The following is a 16,164-nucleotide window of genomic DNA, read 5'->3' as shown; positions in this document are numbered from 1 at the left end:
GCTTGAACATCCCACGCGCAGCCCGTTGCAAAATGTGGTTGATGAAACCCTGGCGTGGCAGCGAAGCGGCCCAAGTCGCCATGTGCTGCATCGAGATCACCCCGCTTGGCCTGCGCTGTTAAATGAACTGCCCGACCCGCCTGTGGTGCTCTGGGCCCAGGGGGATCTTAGCGCCCTGGAGGGCCCCAAACTTGCCATGGTAGGCACTCGTCGCCCCACCGGCGAAGGTACCCATAACGCCCAAACCTTCGCTCGCGATCTAGCCCGCCGCGGCTGGTGCGTGGTCAGCGGTATGGCCTTGGGAGTTGACGGTGTTGCCCAGCGCGCAGCGCTAAATGCCGGTGGGCGCACGATCGCTGTACTTGGCTGCGGCGTAGATGTGATCTATCCCGCCTCTCACCGTGATCTTCACGAACAGCTTAGCTCTCTACCCGGTGGCCTGGTGGTGTCAGAACATCCGCCAGGTACGCTGGCCCGCCCGGCGTTTTTCCCGCGGCGCAACCGAATCGTTACCGGCCTCTCGCTCGGTACCCTAGTGGTCGAAGCCACCGAAAAAAGCGGTTCGCTGGTCAGTGCACGGCTTACTCTAGAGCAAAATCGCGAACTGTTTGTGCTGCCCGGTTCGCTACACAATGTACAGGCCCGCGGCTGCTTGACACTACTGCGTCAAGGCAGTGCGCACCTGGCCTGTAGCGTCGACGATATCATCGCTGATCTTGGCCACTGGGCGGAGGCGTTTATCCCGCCTGAGACGGAAGAACAGCCATCTGAGCCAGAACCGCTACCTGATAGCTTGTCTGACAATAGCTTGCCCGATTCCTTATTAGCGTCATTATCGGCCACGCCGACGCCTATTGATCTCTTGGTGCACGCCACTGGCGTGACGGTCAGCGACTGCCAGCAGCGCCTACTGATGCTGGAGTTAGAAGGCTGGGTTGCACAGCAGGCGGGAGGCTGGGTGCGGTTGCCGCGGCCATGATAGGATAAAGTCATTAAAGGCCTGTTAGCCGTGAGGAGAGAGCATGAGTTTGGCGACCGATCTAGCCCCTGCGATTAGCGCGCTGCGTAGTGGGGGAGTGATTGCCTGTCCCACTGAAGCGGTTTGGGGGCTCAGCTGTGACCCCGAAAACGACGCAGCCTTAGCCCATCTAATGCGCATGAAAGAGCGCGACCCTGCCAAGGGCGTCATCCTTGTTGCTGCCAATATTGGCCAGTTCCACCCCTGGTTGAGCCAGCTTCCCCTCGCGATGCATGCTCCTCTTGCGGCAAGCTGGCCGGGGCCCAATACCTGGCTAGTGCCTGATTATGGCCGCAGCCATGGGCTAGTGCGTGGCGCCCACGAGCGCGTAGCGCTGCGGGTGACCGACCACCCGGTGATGAAAGCCCTGTGCGAAGCTTTCGGTGGTCCGTTGGTATCAACCTCGGCCAACCGTTCGGGGGAACCGCCCGCGATGAGCGCCGCCGAGATTACTGACATCTTTGCTGATGAAGTGGCCTATATAGTGCAAGGCGAGCTGGGTGGCAATGCCAAACCCAGCACTATTAGAGACCTAGCCACCGGTAAAATCATGCGTTCTTAAACCGGCTCTCCAACTATTCACCACTCACCCATTACGACTCACCCATTACGACTCACCAATGCCCCCAGGAGTTACCGTGGCCCACGAGCACCTTGATGACGTTAAACGCTACCTTCTTGATCTGCAGGATCGGCTCTGCGCTGGATTGGCAAAAGCCGATGGCGCTGCCCAGTTCCAAGAAGATAGCTGGGAGCGTGCCGAGGGCGGTGGTGGTCGATCACGGGTGATGACCCATGGCGGCGTATTTGAAAAAGGCGGCGTCAACTTCTCCCATGTCTATGGCACCCAGCTGCCGCCTTCGGCCACCGCCGCGCGCCCTGAACTGGCTGGTCGCAGCTTCCACGCGGTGGGCGTTTCCTGGGTGCTGCACCCGGAAAACCCCCATGTGCCTACCAGCCATGGCAACGTGCGCTTCTTTATTGCCGAGAAAGCCGGCGAGCCGCCGGTGTGGTGGTTTGGCGGCGGTTTTGACTTAACGCCGTTTTATCCCGTGATGGAAGACGTGGTGCACTGGCACCGGGTGGCAAAATCCGCCTGCGACCCCTTTGGCGATGATGTTTATGCGCGCTATAAGGCCTGGTGCGACGAGTACTTTTACCTTAAGCACCGCGATGAAACCCGCGGCGTCGGTGGGCTGTTTTTCGATGACCTGAACGAAGGTGAGTTTGCCGATTGTTTTGCCGTTCAGCGCGCGGTGGGCGACAGTTTCTTAGCGGCTTATTTGCCCATCGTTGAGCGCCGTAAAAATGACGCCTGGGGCGAGCGGGAGCGCGACTTCCAGCTTTACCGCCGTGGCCGCTACGTGGAGTTCAACCTGGTGTGGGATCGCGGCACGCTATTTGGCTTGCAGAGCGGCGGGCGCACGGAGTCAATTTTGATGTCAATGCCGCCAATGGCGCGCTGGGAGTACGCCTTTGAGCCAGAGCCCGGCAGTCCCGAAGCGCGTTTGCAGGATTTCTTATACCCCCGCGACTGGCTCGGTGAATTCGCTGAGGATGCAGGTCAAGGAAAAAGCGGAGAGCTCTCATGACCGATCGCTACTGCGTGTTTGGCAACCCGGTCAAACACTCCAAATCCCCGCAGATCCACGCTGAGTTTGCCCATCAAGCCCAGCAGGCCCTTGAGTACACCGCTGAAGAAGCACCGGTGGATGGTTTTGCAGGTGCGTGGCGGGCGTTTATCGACGCGGGCGGGCGTGGCGCCAACGTTACCGTGCCGTTCAAGGGCGATGCTTTTGCGCTGTGCGACACCTTGAGCCACCGCGCCCGTCGTGCAGGGGCGGTGAATACGCTGATTCTGGGTGGTAATGGCCGTACCTACGGCGATACTACCGATGGCATTGGCCTAGTGCGCGATTTGGCCTATCACCGTGTGGCGTTAGCAGAAAAGCGCATTTTGGTGGTAGGCGCAGGCGGCGCCGTGCGCGGCATTCTGGAGCCCCTGCTTGCCGAGCAGCCCAGTGAAATCGTCGTGGTCAACCGCACCGCCGCCAAGGCCGAGCAGTTGGCCAGCGATTTTGCTGATCTAGGGCCTATCCACGGCGGTGGTTTTGATACCGTTAATGGCACTTTTGATGTGGTGATTAACGGCACCAGTGCCAGCCTATCAGGCGATTTACCGCCGTTGCCTGATACGTTGTTCAATACCAATGCCTGGGCCTACGACATGATGTACGGGGCCGAGCCGACGGTATTTTTACAGTGGGCAGGCCCGCACGGCGCGAAGTTGCTTGACGGCTTAGGCATGCTGGTCGAGCAGGCCGCCGAGTCGTTTTTTCTATGGCGTAATGTGCGTCCAGAGACGGCATCGGTACGCGAAATGCTACGTCAGTCGCTGGAGTTTGACGCCTTTTAATGATGAAAGACGTTAGAGAGGCACTCAAAGGGACTCAATATATGCCTCCACATCTGCATGTAGATTGCCAACTAAAGCGACTTCCCTCATGAACAACTGAGTGGCTGGCGATAAGCTAGCCCCTTTTCGGGTGACTAATTCGTAGGGTTCGCTACGCGAGTGCAGTTGGATAGGTAGCCGATACACCATGCCCGCATCAACAAAAGGTTTTGAGGCATCGACGGACATGAGTGCGACTGATTCGCGGTCATGGCCAAGCATTGAGATGCTCGTGAAAGCGGATGCTGTTTCGATAGGGTAGAGCGGAAACGGGATCTTGGCCTCGTGAAACTCGCGTTCCAGCAATAGCCGCATCGGCATATTGGCGGGATACACAATCCACGAGGTGTCAGATAAGTCGGCGAGTGTCAGCGCTGAATGGCGAGTGAGCGGATTGTCAGGATGGCAAATGACCGCCAACTCCTCCTCGTGGATGTCCAGACTGGTGTACAGATGCGGCCTTTGATTCACTCGCGACCGGCAAATGGCGGCATCGAGTCGACCACGGTCAAGTAAGTTGAGCAGGCGCGCGCTGGTATCTTCGACCACCTCTATGGATATCGCCGGCTGCAGGCTGCGAACCCGCGACAACGCCGCCGAAATCAGTGGCACAGCCCCCATGATCAATCCCACCGCCAGTCGGCCACCACGGCCTTGCTGCATGCTTTCCAACTCTTCATGGAAGTGGGCCAGATCCGTGTTGATCAGGCGTGCATAGCGCACCGCACAGAGCCCCATGTCCGTCGTTTCCAGCCCCTTATGCGTACGCTGAAACAGCTGTACGCCCAGCATGGCTTCGATTTCATTGAGTGCTTTGGTGGCCCCTGGCTGGGTCAGCGCCACGGACTCGGCCGCTTTTTGCACCGTGCCATGTTCATGCAAGGCAATCAGCAGGCGTAAGTGGCGCATGCGCAGGCGGGAAATGATGGACGTCAGTGTAGACATGAATTTTTGTTATGCCGCTATCAGAGGTTGTCATTATCCAGCGTTGGGCCGCGCGAATATAGTCAATGCAGCAAGTCACTCTCTATTTCCGAATAATTAACAAAGACGACAACACGCTATGGCACTCATCAACTACGTGACCCAAGTACAGTTTGGCGACGGCAGCGTCGATCTATTGCAAGACGAATGCACCCGCCTGGGTATCCATCGCCCGCTGATTGTAACAGATGAAGGGATTCAACAGGCGGGACTGCTGGAGCGGATACAGCGTGTCCTGGATCACCCCGCTGCTGTCTTTACCCGTACGCCGCCCAACCCGAATGAGGGCGCGGTACGCGAGGCGGTGGCGTTTTACCAGTCCCAGCAGTGCGATGGTGTGATCGCACTGGGCGGTGGCTCGCCCATCGATCTCGCCAAGGGCGTGGCGGTGAGCGTGGCGCACCCTGGGCCGCTGCGCCAGTTCGCCGTCATCGAAGGCGGCATGTCACGGATTACCTCGGCAACCGCCCCAGTGATTGCCATCCCGACAACGGCGGGTACCGGCAGCGAAGTCGGCCGTGGAGCCATTTTGATTCTCGACGATGGCCGCAAGGTGGGCGTGCTGTCGCCCCACGTCGTCCCCAAACTGGCGATCTGCGATCCCGAGCTGACGCTTGGCTTGCCCGCCCGCATGACCGCAGCAACGGGCATCGATGCCATCGCGCACTGCATGGAAACCTTCATGGCACCCTCGTTCAATCCTCCGGCAGATGGCATTGCCCTGGATGGCTTGCGGCGCGCCTGGGCGCATATCGAAACCGCGGTCAACGAGCCGAGTAACCGTGAGGCACGCACGAACATGATGAGTGCCTCCATGCAGGGCGCGCTGGCCTTTCAAAAAGGGCTTGGCTGCGTGCACAGCCTGAGTCACTCGCTGGGTGGGCTCAATCCGTCGCTGCACCACGGCACCCTGAACGCCATTCTGCTGCCCGCAGTGATCCGCTTCAACGCCCAGGCCGACACGATGGTCAAGGACGACAAACTGGCCCGGATGGCCCAAGCGATGAACCTGCCAGCGGGCCAAGACGTGGCGGATGCCATGCAGGCGCTAACGAAGCGTCTGAATCTCCCCACGGGCTTGGGCGAGCTCGGTATTACCTCGGCCATGTTCGACGACATCATCAAGGGGGCGCTGGCGGATCATAGCCACAAGACCAACCCCATCGATGCCAGCGCCAACGACTACCGCCAACTTCTCGAATGTTCGCTGTAAGTCTTGGCGAGCGATTCCTCTGAACCATCGGGAGAGCAATGTATGAGTACCACGTTGACCGGCCAGCAGTTCATCGGCGGCGAGCGCAGCGGCCAGGGCCAGGCCTTGCTCGCCAGCGTCGCCGCCGCGGATGGTAGCCACCATGATCTGGCCTACTTTCAGGCGACGGTGGAAGAGGTCGAGCAGGCGGTAGCGGCCGCCTCTGCGGCTTATCCAGCTTTTCGCCAGCTCGCGCCAGAAGCGCGTGCACAGTTTCTGGAAGCGATTGCCGACGAGCTCGACGCACTGGGCGATGACTTCATCAATGACGTCGTGCGTGAGACGGCGCTACCCGCCGCCCGCATCAACGGTGAGCGGTGGCGTACCAGCGGGCAGTTACGGCTGTTTGCCGAGGTGTTGCGCCGAGGCGACTTTTTAGGGGCGCGCATCGATCTGGCTTTGCCTGAGCGCTCCCCTCTGCCGCGCCCTGATCTGCGCCAGGTCAAGATGGGCCTTGGGCCGGTGGCGGTCTTCGGGGCCAGCAACTTTCCGCTGGCGTTTTCCGTGGCGGGGGGCGATACCGCGTCAGCACTGGCCGCTGGCTGCCCGGTCGTGGTCAAAGCCCACTCCAGCCACGTGATGACCGCCGAATGGGTCGCACAGGCCATCGAGCGAGCGGCACGCAACGCCGCCATGCCTGTGGGCGTGTTCAACATGATCTATGGCAGTGGGGTCGGTAAAGACCTGGTACAGGCGTCGGGTATCAAGGCGGTGGGCTTTACCGGCTCGCTGTCGGGCGGGCGGGCGCTTTGCGATCTGGCCGCGCAACGTCCGGAGCCCATTCCTGTGTTTGCCGAGATGTCGAGCATCAACCCCGTTTGGCTGATGCCGGCGGCGCTGCGGGAAAGAGGCGTGCGCATTGCTACCGATCTAGCGGCGTCGGTCACCCTGGGATGCGGCCAGTTCTGCACCAACCCGGGGCTGGTGTTGGCGGTGGACTCCCCGGAAACGGAGCAGTTTATTGCCGCGTTGGGCGACGCCCTGGCGAGTGCCGATGAGCAGGTGATGCTCAACCGCCAGACCCTGGAACACTACCAACAAGGCGTTGCGCGGCTCGCCGAACTGCCCGGGGTCACCCAGCTAGTCGGGGGCGGCGCTGTGCCGGGCAAAGCGCGAGCACACCTGTTCCGCGCGACGCCCGACTCTCTCTTCAGGTCGGATCGTCCGCTGGAGGACGAAGTCTTTGGGCCGACCACCATCGTCGTGACGGTGCCGGATAGCGAGACGCTGGCGCGCTATTTCGACGTCATGCAGGGGCAGTTGACCGTCACCCTGCACGCCGAGCCGGAAGATCTCTCGGCCCACACGGAGATGATGACGCAGTTAGAGCATCGCGCCGGGCGCCTGCTGCTCAATGGCTACCCTACGGGCGTCGAGGTGTGTGATGCGATGGTTCATGGCGGGCCTTACCCGGCGACCTCGGATGCCCGCGGAACCTCAGTCGGCACGCTGGCGATCGACCGCTATCTACGCCCCGTCTGCTTCCAGAACTACCCCGATGCCTTCCTGCCGAGTGCCCTCCAAAACGCCAATCCGTTAGGGCTGATGCGCTTGGTCAACGGGCAACTCAGCCGGGACTCACTCGGTTAGCACGCCGGTTCACGCGCAACACATCACCACAATAAAACAACACAGGTGCCATAAAAATGAAATCCAAAACGCCAACGTTAAAAACCTTCGCTGTTCAAGCGGTAGCACGCATCAATACTAAAAATAATTTAGGAGCTAATCATATGACTTACTTTAGATACGACAAAATCGCCGCGATAGTGGGAACGCTAGCGCTCTCCATGAGCTGGGGTGTATCAACGGCATTGGGGCAAACCGTGTTGACCGTCACCCACTCGTCACCCGCCGACAGCCACTTCGGTGAGGCGGCCATCGCGTTCGAGCAGAGCCTCGAAGCGCAAACCGAGGGTGCCATCGACGTCGTCATCCAGCGTTTGGACAATGAGCGCGAGGCGCTGGAGAGCGTCCAGTTCGGAACGCAGGAGTGCGCCATCGTATCAGCGGGCCCGCTGGGCAACTTTGTACCGGAAACCCGCGTGTTGGACGTGCCGTTTATGTTCGATGGCTACGACCACGCGCGCGGGGTGCTGGATGGCGAAATCGGCCAAGAGCTGCTGGCGCTTTTCCCTCGCTATGGCCTCGAAGGGGTGGCCTGGATGGAAAACGGCTTTCGCAACCTGACGACGGGTTCCAAAAGCATCGTGTCGCCGGACGACCTGGTGGGTATGAAGATCCGCACCATGGAGAACCCTATCCACATCGCGGCTTGGCAGGCGGCTGGCGTGTTGCCTACCCCGATGGCGTTCTCTGAGCTTCCGCCCGCCCTGCAGCAGGGCACGGTGGATGGCCAGGAGAATCCGATTCCGGTCATTCTGGCGAACAACCTCGATATGATGCAGCAGCATCTCTATCTGACGCGTCACGTTTACTCCCCCGGCATTTTTGCCTGTAATCCCGATTTCGTTGCGGGGCTTGACGAGCAGCAACAAGCGGCCCTCAAAACGTCCGGGGCGTTTGCGGCAGCCGCGAACCGTAAACGGGTGGAAAAGGATGAGTTAGTCGGCATCGAGACGCTACGCGACCGCGGTATCGATATCGTGGAGATCGATGACATCCTGGCGTATCGCGATGCCATGGCCAGTGCCTACGCCGATTTCGAAGCCGAGTTCGGCGCCGAGAGACTGCAAGCCATCCGAGACTGGAGCGCCGAATGAGCAGGGGCATCGCCACGATCCAGCGCATCGATCGAGGCATTGCAATGGGGGTGGCGTTAGCCGCCTCCTGCGCCTTGGCGATTGCGGTAGGAGCCAGCTTCTGGCAGGTGCTGGGCCGATTCGTCTTCCAAGCCCCGTCGGTCTGGTCCGAAGCTCTGACCCGCTTAGCTCTGGTCTGGATGGTACTGCTGGGCTGTTCGGTGGCGTTGCGGCGGGGGGCATTCGTAGCCATCGATTTAGCCAAGGTACTGACCTCGGGCCGAGTGCGACGGTCGATCGAGCTGGTCACGCTACTGTCCTGCCTGACGCTGTTTGCCACGCTCTTCTGGTTTGGCTGGGAGGTGGTGTCCCGCGTGCGTTTTCAGCAGATGGCGGGGTTGGATATCTCGATGAGTTGGGGATACGCCGCCCTCCCGGTGGGGGCGGTGTTCGCCATGCTGGGTAGCATTGTTCACTTTATCGAAACAGGTAGAGGAGAGGCACCATGACCAGTGCGCTGATCACCTCCATGCTGATTCTGTTCGCGATATCGGTGCCTATCGCGATTGCCATCGGTTTGGCCTCGATGGTCGGATTGGTGGGCTTTACCAGCCTGCCGCTGCTCGTGGTGCCGCAGCAGATCTTTATCGCGCTGGATAAATTCCCGTTGGCCGCCATTCCGTTCTTTATTCTTGCGGGCAATTTGATGGAAGTAGGTGGGCTGTCGCGCAGGCTGGTCGAGTTTGCACGCGCCTTTACCGGCCAACTGCAGGGGGGGCTGGCTATCACCTGTGTACTGACCTGCATGATGTTTTCAGCCATTTCCGGGTCGAGTGTCGCCACTACCTTTGCCGTAGGGGCCATCCTCATTCCTGCCATGCGCGATTACGGCTATCCCATTGGCTTCGCGGCCGCCCTGATGGCCGTATCGGCGGAGCTTGGCGTGATTCTCCCGCCTTCGATTCCCATGATTCTGTACGGTGTCGCCACGCAGACCTCCATTCCGGATCTGTTTCTCGCGGGGGTGCTGCCAGGGGTATTGATTGCCGGTAGCCTGATGGCCACCATCTTCATCTGGTGCCGGATCAAGGGGTGGGGAAAGCGCGATGGCGATGGAAGGCTCTCTCGCCTCGACGCGATCCGGCGAGCGGTCTGGTCGCTGGTGATGCCCGTTCTTATTATGGGCGGTATTTATGGCGGTGTGACCACGCCCACCGAGGCCAGCGTCATTGCCGTGGTCTATGCGCTGGTGGTAGGGCTTTTCCTGCATCGTGAAATGACGCTCAAAGACGTTGCGTTGGCGTTTCGTAAATCGGTGGTCACCTCCGCGGTGATCATGTTCATCATCGGTGCCGCCAGTTTGATGGGCTACTTGTTGAATCGTCAGGGGGTGCCCGATGCCGTGGCGCTCTGGTTGACTAGCACCTTCGATGGCCCAACCTCGCTGATGCTGGCCATCAACTTTATGCTGTTCGTGGTGGGCATGTTCATCGAGACAGGCGCCAGCATTGTAGTGCTCGCACCGATCCTTCAGGATGCCGCACTGCGCGTGGGTATCGAGCCGGTGCACTTTGGCACCGTCATGGTGGTGAACCTTGCGCTGGGGATGATTACACCTCCGCTGGGCGTCAACCTGTTTGCTGCCGCGCAGATTGCCGGCTGTTCGGTCACGCATATGCTGAGACCGTTGCTGGTTTTCCTGGGCGTCATCATCGTCTGCCTGATGATCATCACCTTTGTCCCTCAGCTCTCGCTGTTCCTACCTGGCACGATGGCGCGTTAACAAGGCAGCTAAAGCATTCGGAGTGCGCTCTCCCGGCATAGGGGTAGCGCTCTCTGCTCACCATGAACATTGATGGGTATTTATAGATGGTCAGTTCGCTTATTGCTCAGCTCCAAAGTGTCACGGGCAAGCGCTATGTACATGTCGGCACCCGCGCCACCCATCGCTTCCGTAAAGGGTACCGTTACGGCGACGGGGAGGTGATGGCCGCCGTCGAGCCGGGCACGCTCTGGGAGCAGTGGCAAGTTTTGCAAGCCTGCGTGGACGCCGATGTCGCGATCATCATGCAGGCCGCCAATACCGGGCTGACCGGCGGTTCCACCCCTTTCGGGACGGGCTATGATCGGCCCATCGTCATCGTCAATACCCTGCGGATTGACCGGGTCGATCTGATCGACGAGGGTCGTCAGGCTATTTGCTTTCCCGGGGCAACGCTGGATAGGCTGGAGCGTGCGCTGCGTCCTATTGGCCGTGAGCCACACTCCGTGATTGGTTCGAGTTGCATTGGCGCGTCGGTGACCGGCGGTATTTGCAACAACTCGGGCGGCTCGCTGGTACAGCGTGGGCCAGCGTATACGCAGCTATCTCTATTCGCTCAGGTGACCCCGGAGCGCAAGCTGGTGCTGGTGAATCACCTGGGTATTGAACTGGGGAGTTCGACAGAAGAGGTGCTGACGCGGTTGGACAGTGGCCATTACTCACAAAGCGATATCCAGATGAGCGAGACCTCCTGGGCATCCGATCGAGAGTACAAAGCGCATGTGCGCGATATCTCAGCGTCGACGCCAGCGCGCTTCAACGCCGACCCGCGCCGCCATTATGAAGTGTCCGGCTCTGCGGGGAAGCTGGCCGTGTTTGCCGTGCGCATGGACACGTTCCCCGCCGCGTCCAACGAGCGCGTCTTCTATATAGGCACCAATGATCCCGCACAGTTGCAGCAGATCAGACGAGACCTGCTCGGCCAGTTCCAGCATCTGCCCATCGCGGGCGAATACATGCATAAGGACGCCTTCGACATGGCGCATGTCTACGGCAAGGATGTGTTTCTGTTTATCCGCCGGTTCGGCACCCTGAATGTACCGAAAGCCTTTGCCGCGAAAAGCTGGTTCGATGGTGTCACCGAGTCGCTGCACCTGGGCCGCCATCTGTCTGACCGGCTGCTTCAGGCTGCATCCCGGCTGTTCCCCGAACATCTGCCACGACGCTTGCTCGATTACCGTGACCGCTACATACACCATCTGATGCTGCGCACAGGGGAAGAGTGTATCGAGGAAATGCGCGCCTATCTGGCGGAGCGTTACCCAGCCGAGCACGGTGAGTTCTTCGAGTGCACCGATGAGGAGGGCAGCGCCGCGTTCCTCAATCGCTTCGCCTCAGGGGGCGCCGTGGTGCGCTACCGAGCCGTTCATCCGCGAACGGTCGAAGATATCGTGGCACTTGACGTGGCGCTGCCGAGGGATGCCCTCGACTGGTTCGAGACCTTGCCGCCCGAGATCGAGGCGCGGATCGAGCGCAAGTTCTATGTAGGGCACTTTCTGTGCCATGTTCTGCATCAGGAGTATCTGGTGAAAAAAGGCGAGGATTGTCACGCCTTGGAGCAGGAGATTTGTGCGCTGCTCGATGCCAGGGGGGCCGAATATCCAGCCGAGCACAATGTGGGACATCTGTATCACGCCAAGCCAGCGCTACGTGATTTCTATCGGCAACTCGACCCCACTAATCAATTCAACCCCGGAATTGGTAAGACATCAAAACAGCGTGATTGGCGGTAAAACTAGCCTGCAATAAGAGCTTTCAAAAAGAGCGTAGTGGCGATGGTTCTCTGTCTTAGGAGCCAACGCCAAAATGAGTTGTTAGCTATTTATATAGCTGACGCTTATGATTATGGGTACATAAAAATAATACTTAGGAGTTGTCATGAAGCATCTTCCACACATAGCATTAATGACATTGGCGGTGGCTGGGGGAATGGGGTTATCACCTGATATTCAAGCCAGAGTCACTGGGTTTGAAATCGGCAACACGGTCGTTGATTACGACGGTGAACGCTTTGGAGAGTCTGGTGCTTACGAGAGAATTGAGGCCGTGGCAAGCTTTGCTATTGATCCTACGAGTGCTAGAGCCAGTAACATTGCCGATTTAGAAAAAGCGCCTGTTAATGATCAAGGTGAAGTGGCCTTTAGTACGGAAGTGGTGATTCTACGACCTACTGAGCAAACCTCAGGAGTGCTTTTCTACGAAGTCCCTAACCGTGGCCGCAACTTGAGTTTTCCGTTACTTAATCTAACGAGTATCTCGGGCGACTTTGCAGTCGATGAGCCAGGTGATGGTTTTTTAATGCGCCAGGGCCACACCATGGTATGGAGTGGCTGGCAGACCGGTTTGAGCGATAGTTTGATCGAGATTGATTTGCCGGTTATTGAGGGGGTAACGGGTGAATCTCGTGAGGAGTTCGTTTTCGATAACCATGAGTCGGTAAGTGTTGCGTCCCTTACATACCCTGCTGCAGACCTAAACCCCGAACATGCCTCTCTAACCGTTAGGCCTACGCCTGATGCGCCTCGTCAAATGGTGGAGGGTTTGTCGTTTCGTTATTTGGATGAAAATCGTATAGAGATTCAGCGGCCCACTAGTATGGATGGCGGCGCTATATACGAGTTTATTTATACCGCTAAGGATGCAGTGCCCGCCGGGTTAGGGATGCTCGCGACGAGCGACTTGGTCGCCTTTCTGAGAGGTGCGCAAGGACATGATGTTGAAACACCACTGAACGATATTGAGCATACCGTGGCAATGGGGATTTCTCAGTCAGGACGCTTCCTGCGCGACTTGATATATCAAGGATACAATGCTGATAGTCAGGGCAACCGAGTATTTGATGGCGCCATGGCGCATATTGCGGGATCACGGAAGACGTTCACCAACTACCCTTTTGCTCAGCCTGGTCGCTTCTCTCGACAGCATGAAGATCATGATTCGGTAGGAGATCAGTTCCCCTTCAGTTATGTCGAGATGCTAGATCCGTTGACGGGGCAGAGCGACAGTATTTTGGCCGTCTGTCGTGAAAACAATACGTGTCCGAAACTTATGCACACCGACACGTCGGCAGAATTTTGGCAGGCTCGTGCGTCATTGGTTTCTACATCCCCCACTGGAGACCCCCTGACTATGCCTGATGATGTGCGATTATATTTTTTCGCTGGGGCGCCGCATTTTAATGCTTGGGGAGGATCGGCTTCGGCTAGTGAAGTATGTAAATATCCGAGTAATCCAATTAGTGTGGCGCCTAGCATGCGTGCGCTTGTGAGTGCGATGGAGTCTTGGGTCGTAAATGATATAGCCCCGCCAGCAAGCCGTTATCCAGGTTTGAAGGGTGATGGGCTTGTGGCGAATGAGGAGTTGAATTTGCCGCCCTTACAGGGAGAAGTGCCTAAGCCGCCTGTCAACGAGCTGTATGCCAGAAACCATACTGTGGTGCCACCTGAAGAGGGTGAACAATATTCGGTGAAGGTGCCAGAAGTGGATGAAGATGGCATTGCCTTGGGAGGCATTCGCCAACCCTATGTGGCTGTGCTTCTAGGTACTTATTTAGGCTGGAATTTGCGCGATCAAGGGTACGCAGAAGGCCAATTGTGTAACTTATCCGGCAGCTTTATCCCTTTTGCGAGTAGTAATGATGGTAGAAAGTCAGTATCAAGCCGATACTCAAGCCCTGAGTCATACCAAGAATCCTTAGGTGACGCTATAGATGAGCTAGTAGATATTGGCTTTATGCTTGAGAAAGACCGTCAATGGGTGATGGAGGATGCTCCAGAACTATAACCCGCATTTTTAAAGAGTTTTAAATGAGGTCTTTTTCCTCGCTAGTATCAATCTTCATTGATCAACAACATAGCTAAAAAAGTGGGGGCGGATAATATATCCGCCCCCACTTTTTATTGATGCCACTAATAACGTTTCACTTAGTGCGTTTGACGTACAAGCCCACCGTGCACATCGCCAGCCCCACTACCGAGAGCAGCATGCCGCCATTGACTAACAGCGGCGAACGCTCCAGCCAGGAGACAAACGGTTGCGGGGTGTCTCTACAGGCACTCTCGATATAGTCCCAATGGCCGCCATCAAGCTGGCACGCGCGTATGTCGTTTAGCTCCCAGAAATACACGCCCATCAGCACAAACAGCGGCAGTACCAGTAGCAGTAATCCCAGCTTAATCATTTAAACCTCAAGATCCGTTAAGGACGCGGGCAGTTGGGTGTACGACCATTGCTGCGAGCCTGCTCGTACAAGGCAAGTGCTTGATCCATATTACCCTGCAGCCCTTGAATGCGCTGGCCTTGGCCAGGGTGAGTCGACATCCACTCGGGGGGCGCACCGCCACCTGTGGCCGCCTGCATATTTTCCCAAAGGGTCACGCTCTCACGGGGATTGAAACCGGCTTGAGCCATGAGATCCAAACCAATCACATCGGCCTCACTCTCATGGGCCCGGGAGAAGGGAAGTACGATGCCGTACTGTGCGCCCATGCCGAGCACGCCCATGAGTTGCTGGCCACCGGCAGACTGCATGCCAGAGGTGCTGGAAATCACCGACAGGCCTAATGAGGTGGCGCTCTCGGTGGAGGCGCGCTCATTGGCATGGTTGGCCAGTACGTGACCAATTTCGTGACCGATAACGGAAGCAAGCTGATCCTGGGTCGTGGCAATATCCAGCATGCCGGTATTCACGCCCATATAGCCGCCGGGAAGCGCGAACGCGTTGGGCTGTTCGGACTCAAATACGCGAATTTGCCAGTCTAGCTGCCGCTGTTCGGCGGGGAGTTCCGCCACGATGGCATCGGCAATACACTGCACATAGCGGTGGCTGGCCTGGCCCGCCGTGGGCAGCTCCTGCTGATATTGAGTGAACGCTTGGCGCCCCATCTCATTCAATTCGCTATCAGAGAGCAACAGCAGTTGCGAGCGTCCGGTGGGCGAGGTGGTACAAGCGGCGATAGACGCACATAGTGCGGTAACAGCGAGAGGGCGAAGCCAGCGCATGAGTCGGTTTCCTTATAGACGAAAGAGTTTCTTGCACACAAGATAACCGCTGATAGCAGTAAATCAATCCCCCATCATAACCCACCTAGTGGTTGAGTATGGATGCTGAATTGAGTCCCCTCTGAACCAAGGCTAGGCCGCAGACGATTGGCTGCAAGCTCCTAGACATAAACCCTTAGCGCTGGGGTACTAGCTGCCCATCGGCACCTACGTTTAAGCGAATTGTCGGCGTTAATAATCCTGACGGTAGTTTCATACCCAACCCGCGCAGATCCCCAGGCGTGATGGCCAGTTGACTGCCAGGCGGTAGCTCGCCTTGAGACGCCAACTGGCTGGCAAGCTCCAGCATGGGGGCCAGGCGTTGGGTGTCGGTGGCGAGTACATCAAAGGCAACCGGTAGGCGTAAATTAGCATCATCGCCAGAGGTCAGCGTGACGTCCTGTTCATAGTTACCTTCCACAGGATCAACGCCCGGCATATCCAGCGCCCAGCGAAAGCCTGACATCTCCACCGGTGGCATGCCCGCAGGTAAGCCCAGCCCCATGGCAATGGTGGCCTGAACGGGCAGGCTACCGGCACCAAGGCTAGACGCAATCAGGCTGGTTAAATCGCTGGTGTCTAGCCCCGCATTAATGCTGTAAGGGCCAATGCGAACATCCTCAACCCCCAGAGAGGTCACCGCCAAACGAAACGCAAACAAACCGGTTTGGGGCAGGGCGAGACAACCCGTGAGTAGGCTGGCAACGCCAAACAAGGTCAGCCAGCGCCAGTAGCGAGCAATATAAAGCATAAGATAAGAGTCCCCTTAAGTAGGACGTAAGCAGTGGGGTAACGACGCTAAGTGTAAAGTGCTGATGCAAGCTTGTTAGCTTCGGGCTAATAAGCGCGGCTATTTGAGGGCTGAAGTCATTTTCTGTCAACAGAATTTAC

Annotated in this window: 15 protein-coding genes; 11 read left to right on the top strand and 4 right to left on the bottom strand. The window is 58.0% G+C overall.

Features of this window, described 5'->3' with window-relative positions; translation table 11 throughout:
* The 4 genes from dprA to aroE form a co-directional block, all read left to right on the top strand.
* Positions 1-979: DNA-processing protein DprA (gene dprA / locus HALA3H3_RS04305; RefSeq protein WP_053856900.1), on the top strand; the 979-nt coding region annotated here is incomplete at its 5' end.
* A gap of 43 nt (positions 980-1,022) precedes the next feature.
* Positions 1,023-1,580: an L-threonylcarbamoyladenylate synthase gene (locus HALA3H3_RS04300; RefSeq protein ID WP_022520093.1), complete on the top strand. Its 558-nt coding sequence runs from the start codon at positions 1,023-1,025 to the stop codon at positions 1,578-1,580.
* 76 nt (positions 1,581-1,656) lie between these two features.
* The gene (hemF, locus tag HALA3H3_RS04295) at positions 1,657-2,610 is read left to right on the top strand and encodes an oxygen-dependent coproporphyrinogen oxidase (RefSeq protein WP_022520092.1); all 954 of its coding nucleotides are present in this window, start codon (positions 1,657-1,659) and stop codon (positions 2,608-2,610) included.
* On the top strand, positions 2,607-3,434 hold the full coding sequence (gene aroE / locus HALA3H3_RS04290) for a shikimate dehydrogenase (protein ID WP_022520091.1): 828 nt from the start codon (positions 2,607-2,609) through the stop codon (positions 3,432-3,434). Before hemF ends, aroE begins: the two co-directional genes overlap by 4 nt.
* 24 nt (positions 3,435-3,458) lie before the next feature.
* On the opposite strand, the gene HALA3H3_RS04285 is transcribed toward aroE, so the two are convergent.
* Entirely contained in the window at positions 3,459-4,418 is a 960-nt protein-coding gene (locus HALA3H3_RS04285; protein WP_009288395.1) for a LysR family transcriptional regulator, read from the bottom strand.
* 118 nt (positions 4,419-4,536) lie between these two features.
* On the opposite strand from HALA3H3_RS04285, the gene HALA3H3_RS04280 reads away from it, so the two are divergent.
* From HALA3H3_RS04280 to HALA3H3_RS04250, 7 genes are all read left to right on the top strand, one after another.
* Positions 4,537-5,670, top strand: a complete 1,134-nt coding sequence (locus tag HALA3H3_RS04280) for an iron-containing alcohol dehydrogenase (RefSeq protein WP_009288396.1) — start codon at positions 4,537-4,539, stop codon at positions 5,668-5,670.
* A 42-nt stretch (positions 5,671-5,712) separates the two neighbouring features.
* Positions 5,713-7,299 (top strand): aldehyde dehydrogenase (NADP(+)), encoded by a 1,587-nt coding sequence (locus HALA3H3_RS04275; protein WP_022520090.1) that lies wholly within the window; start codon positions 5,713-5,715, stop codon positions 7,297-7,299.
* Between the two features lie 143 nt (positions 7,300-7,442).
* Positions 7,443-8,432 carry a TRAP transporter substrate-binding protein DctP gene (dctP, locus tag HALA3H3_RS04270; protein ID WP_022520089.1) on the top strand — a complete coding sequence of 330 codons (990 nt, stop codon included), beginning with the start codon at positions 7,443-7,445 and terminating at the stop codon, positions 8,430-8,432.
* A complete protein-coding gene (locus HALA3H3_RS04265; protein WP_022520088.1) occupies positions 8,429-8,920 on the top strand; it encodes a TRAP transporter small permease in 492 nt (163 codons plus the stop codon). The genes dctP and HALA3H3_RS04265 overlap by 4 nt, the downstream gene beginning before the upstream one ends.
* Positions 8,917-10,194: a TRAP transporter large permease gene (locus HALA3H3_RS04260; RefSeq protein ID WP_022520087.1), complete on the top strand. Its 1,278-nt coding sequence runs from the start codon at positions 8,917-8,919 to the stop codon at positions 10,192-10,194. The genes HALA3H3_RS04265 and HALA3H3_RS04260 overlap by 4 nt, the downstream gene beginning before the upstream one ends.
* A gap of 86 nt (positions 10,195-10,280) precedes the next feature.
* Positions 10,281-11,966, top strand: a complete 1,686-nt coding sequence (dld, locus tag HALA3H3_RS04255; RefSeq protein WP_009288399.1) for a D-lactate dehydrogenase — start codon at positions 10,281-10,283, stop codon at positions 11,964-11,966.
* 145 nt (positions 11,967-12,111) lie between these two features.
* Entirely contained in the window at positions 12,112-14,016 is a 1,905-nt protein-coding gene (locus tag HALA3H3_RS04250) for an alpha/beta hydrolase domain-containing protein (RefSeq protein WP_022520085.1), read from the top strand.
* Positions 14,017-14,152: 136 nt separating this feature from the next.
* On the opposite strand, the gene HALA3H3_RS04245 is transcribed toward HALA3H3_RS04250, so the two are convergent.
* The 3 genes from HALA3H3_RS04245 to HALA3H3_RS04235 all read right to left on the bottom strand — a co-directional run bounded on the left by HALA3H3_RS04245 (position 14,153) and on the right by HALA3H3_RS04235 (position 16,024).
* Complete coding sequence (locus HALA3H3_RS04245) at positions 14,153-14,413, bottom strand: hypothetical protein (RefSeq protein WP_022520084.1); 261 nt, start codon at positions 14,411-14,413, stop codon at positions 14,153-14,155.
* 17 nt (positions 14,414-14,430) lie between these two features.
* Entirely contained in the window at positions 14,431-15,234 is an 804-nt protein-coding gene (locus HALA3H3_RS04240) for a M48 family metallopeptidase (protein WP_009288401.1), read from the bottom strand.
* A 175-nt stretch (positions 15,235-15,409) separates the two neighbouring features.
* Complete coding sequence (locus tag HALA3H3_RS04235; RefSeq protein WP_009288402.1) at positions 15,410-16,024, bottom strand: hypothetical protein; 615 nt, start codon at positions 16,022-16,024, stop codon at positions 15,410-15,412.
* Positions 16,025-16,164: the final 140 nt, after the last annotated feature.

The sequence above is a fragment of the Halomonas sp. A3H3 genome (genome assembly GCF_000982975.1).
Classification (GTDB): Bacteria; Pseudomonadota; Gammaproteobacteria; order Pseudomonadales; family Halomonadaceae; genus Vreelandella; species Vreelandella titanicae.
This window is presented reverse-complemented; position numbering and strand designations above follow the sequence as displayed.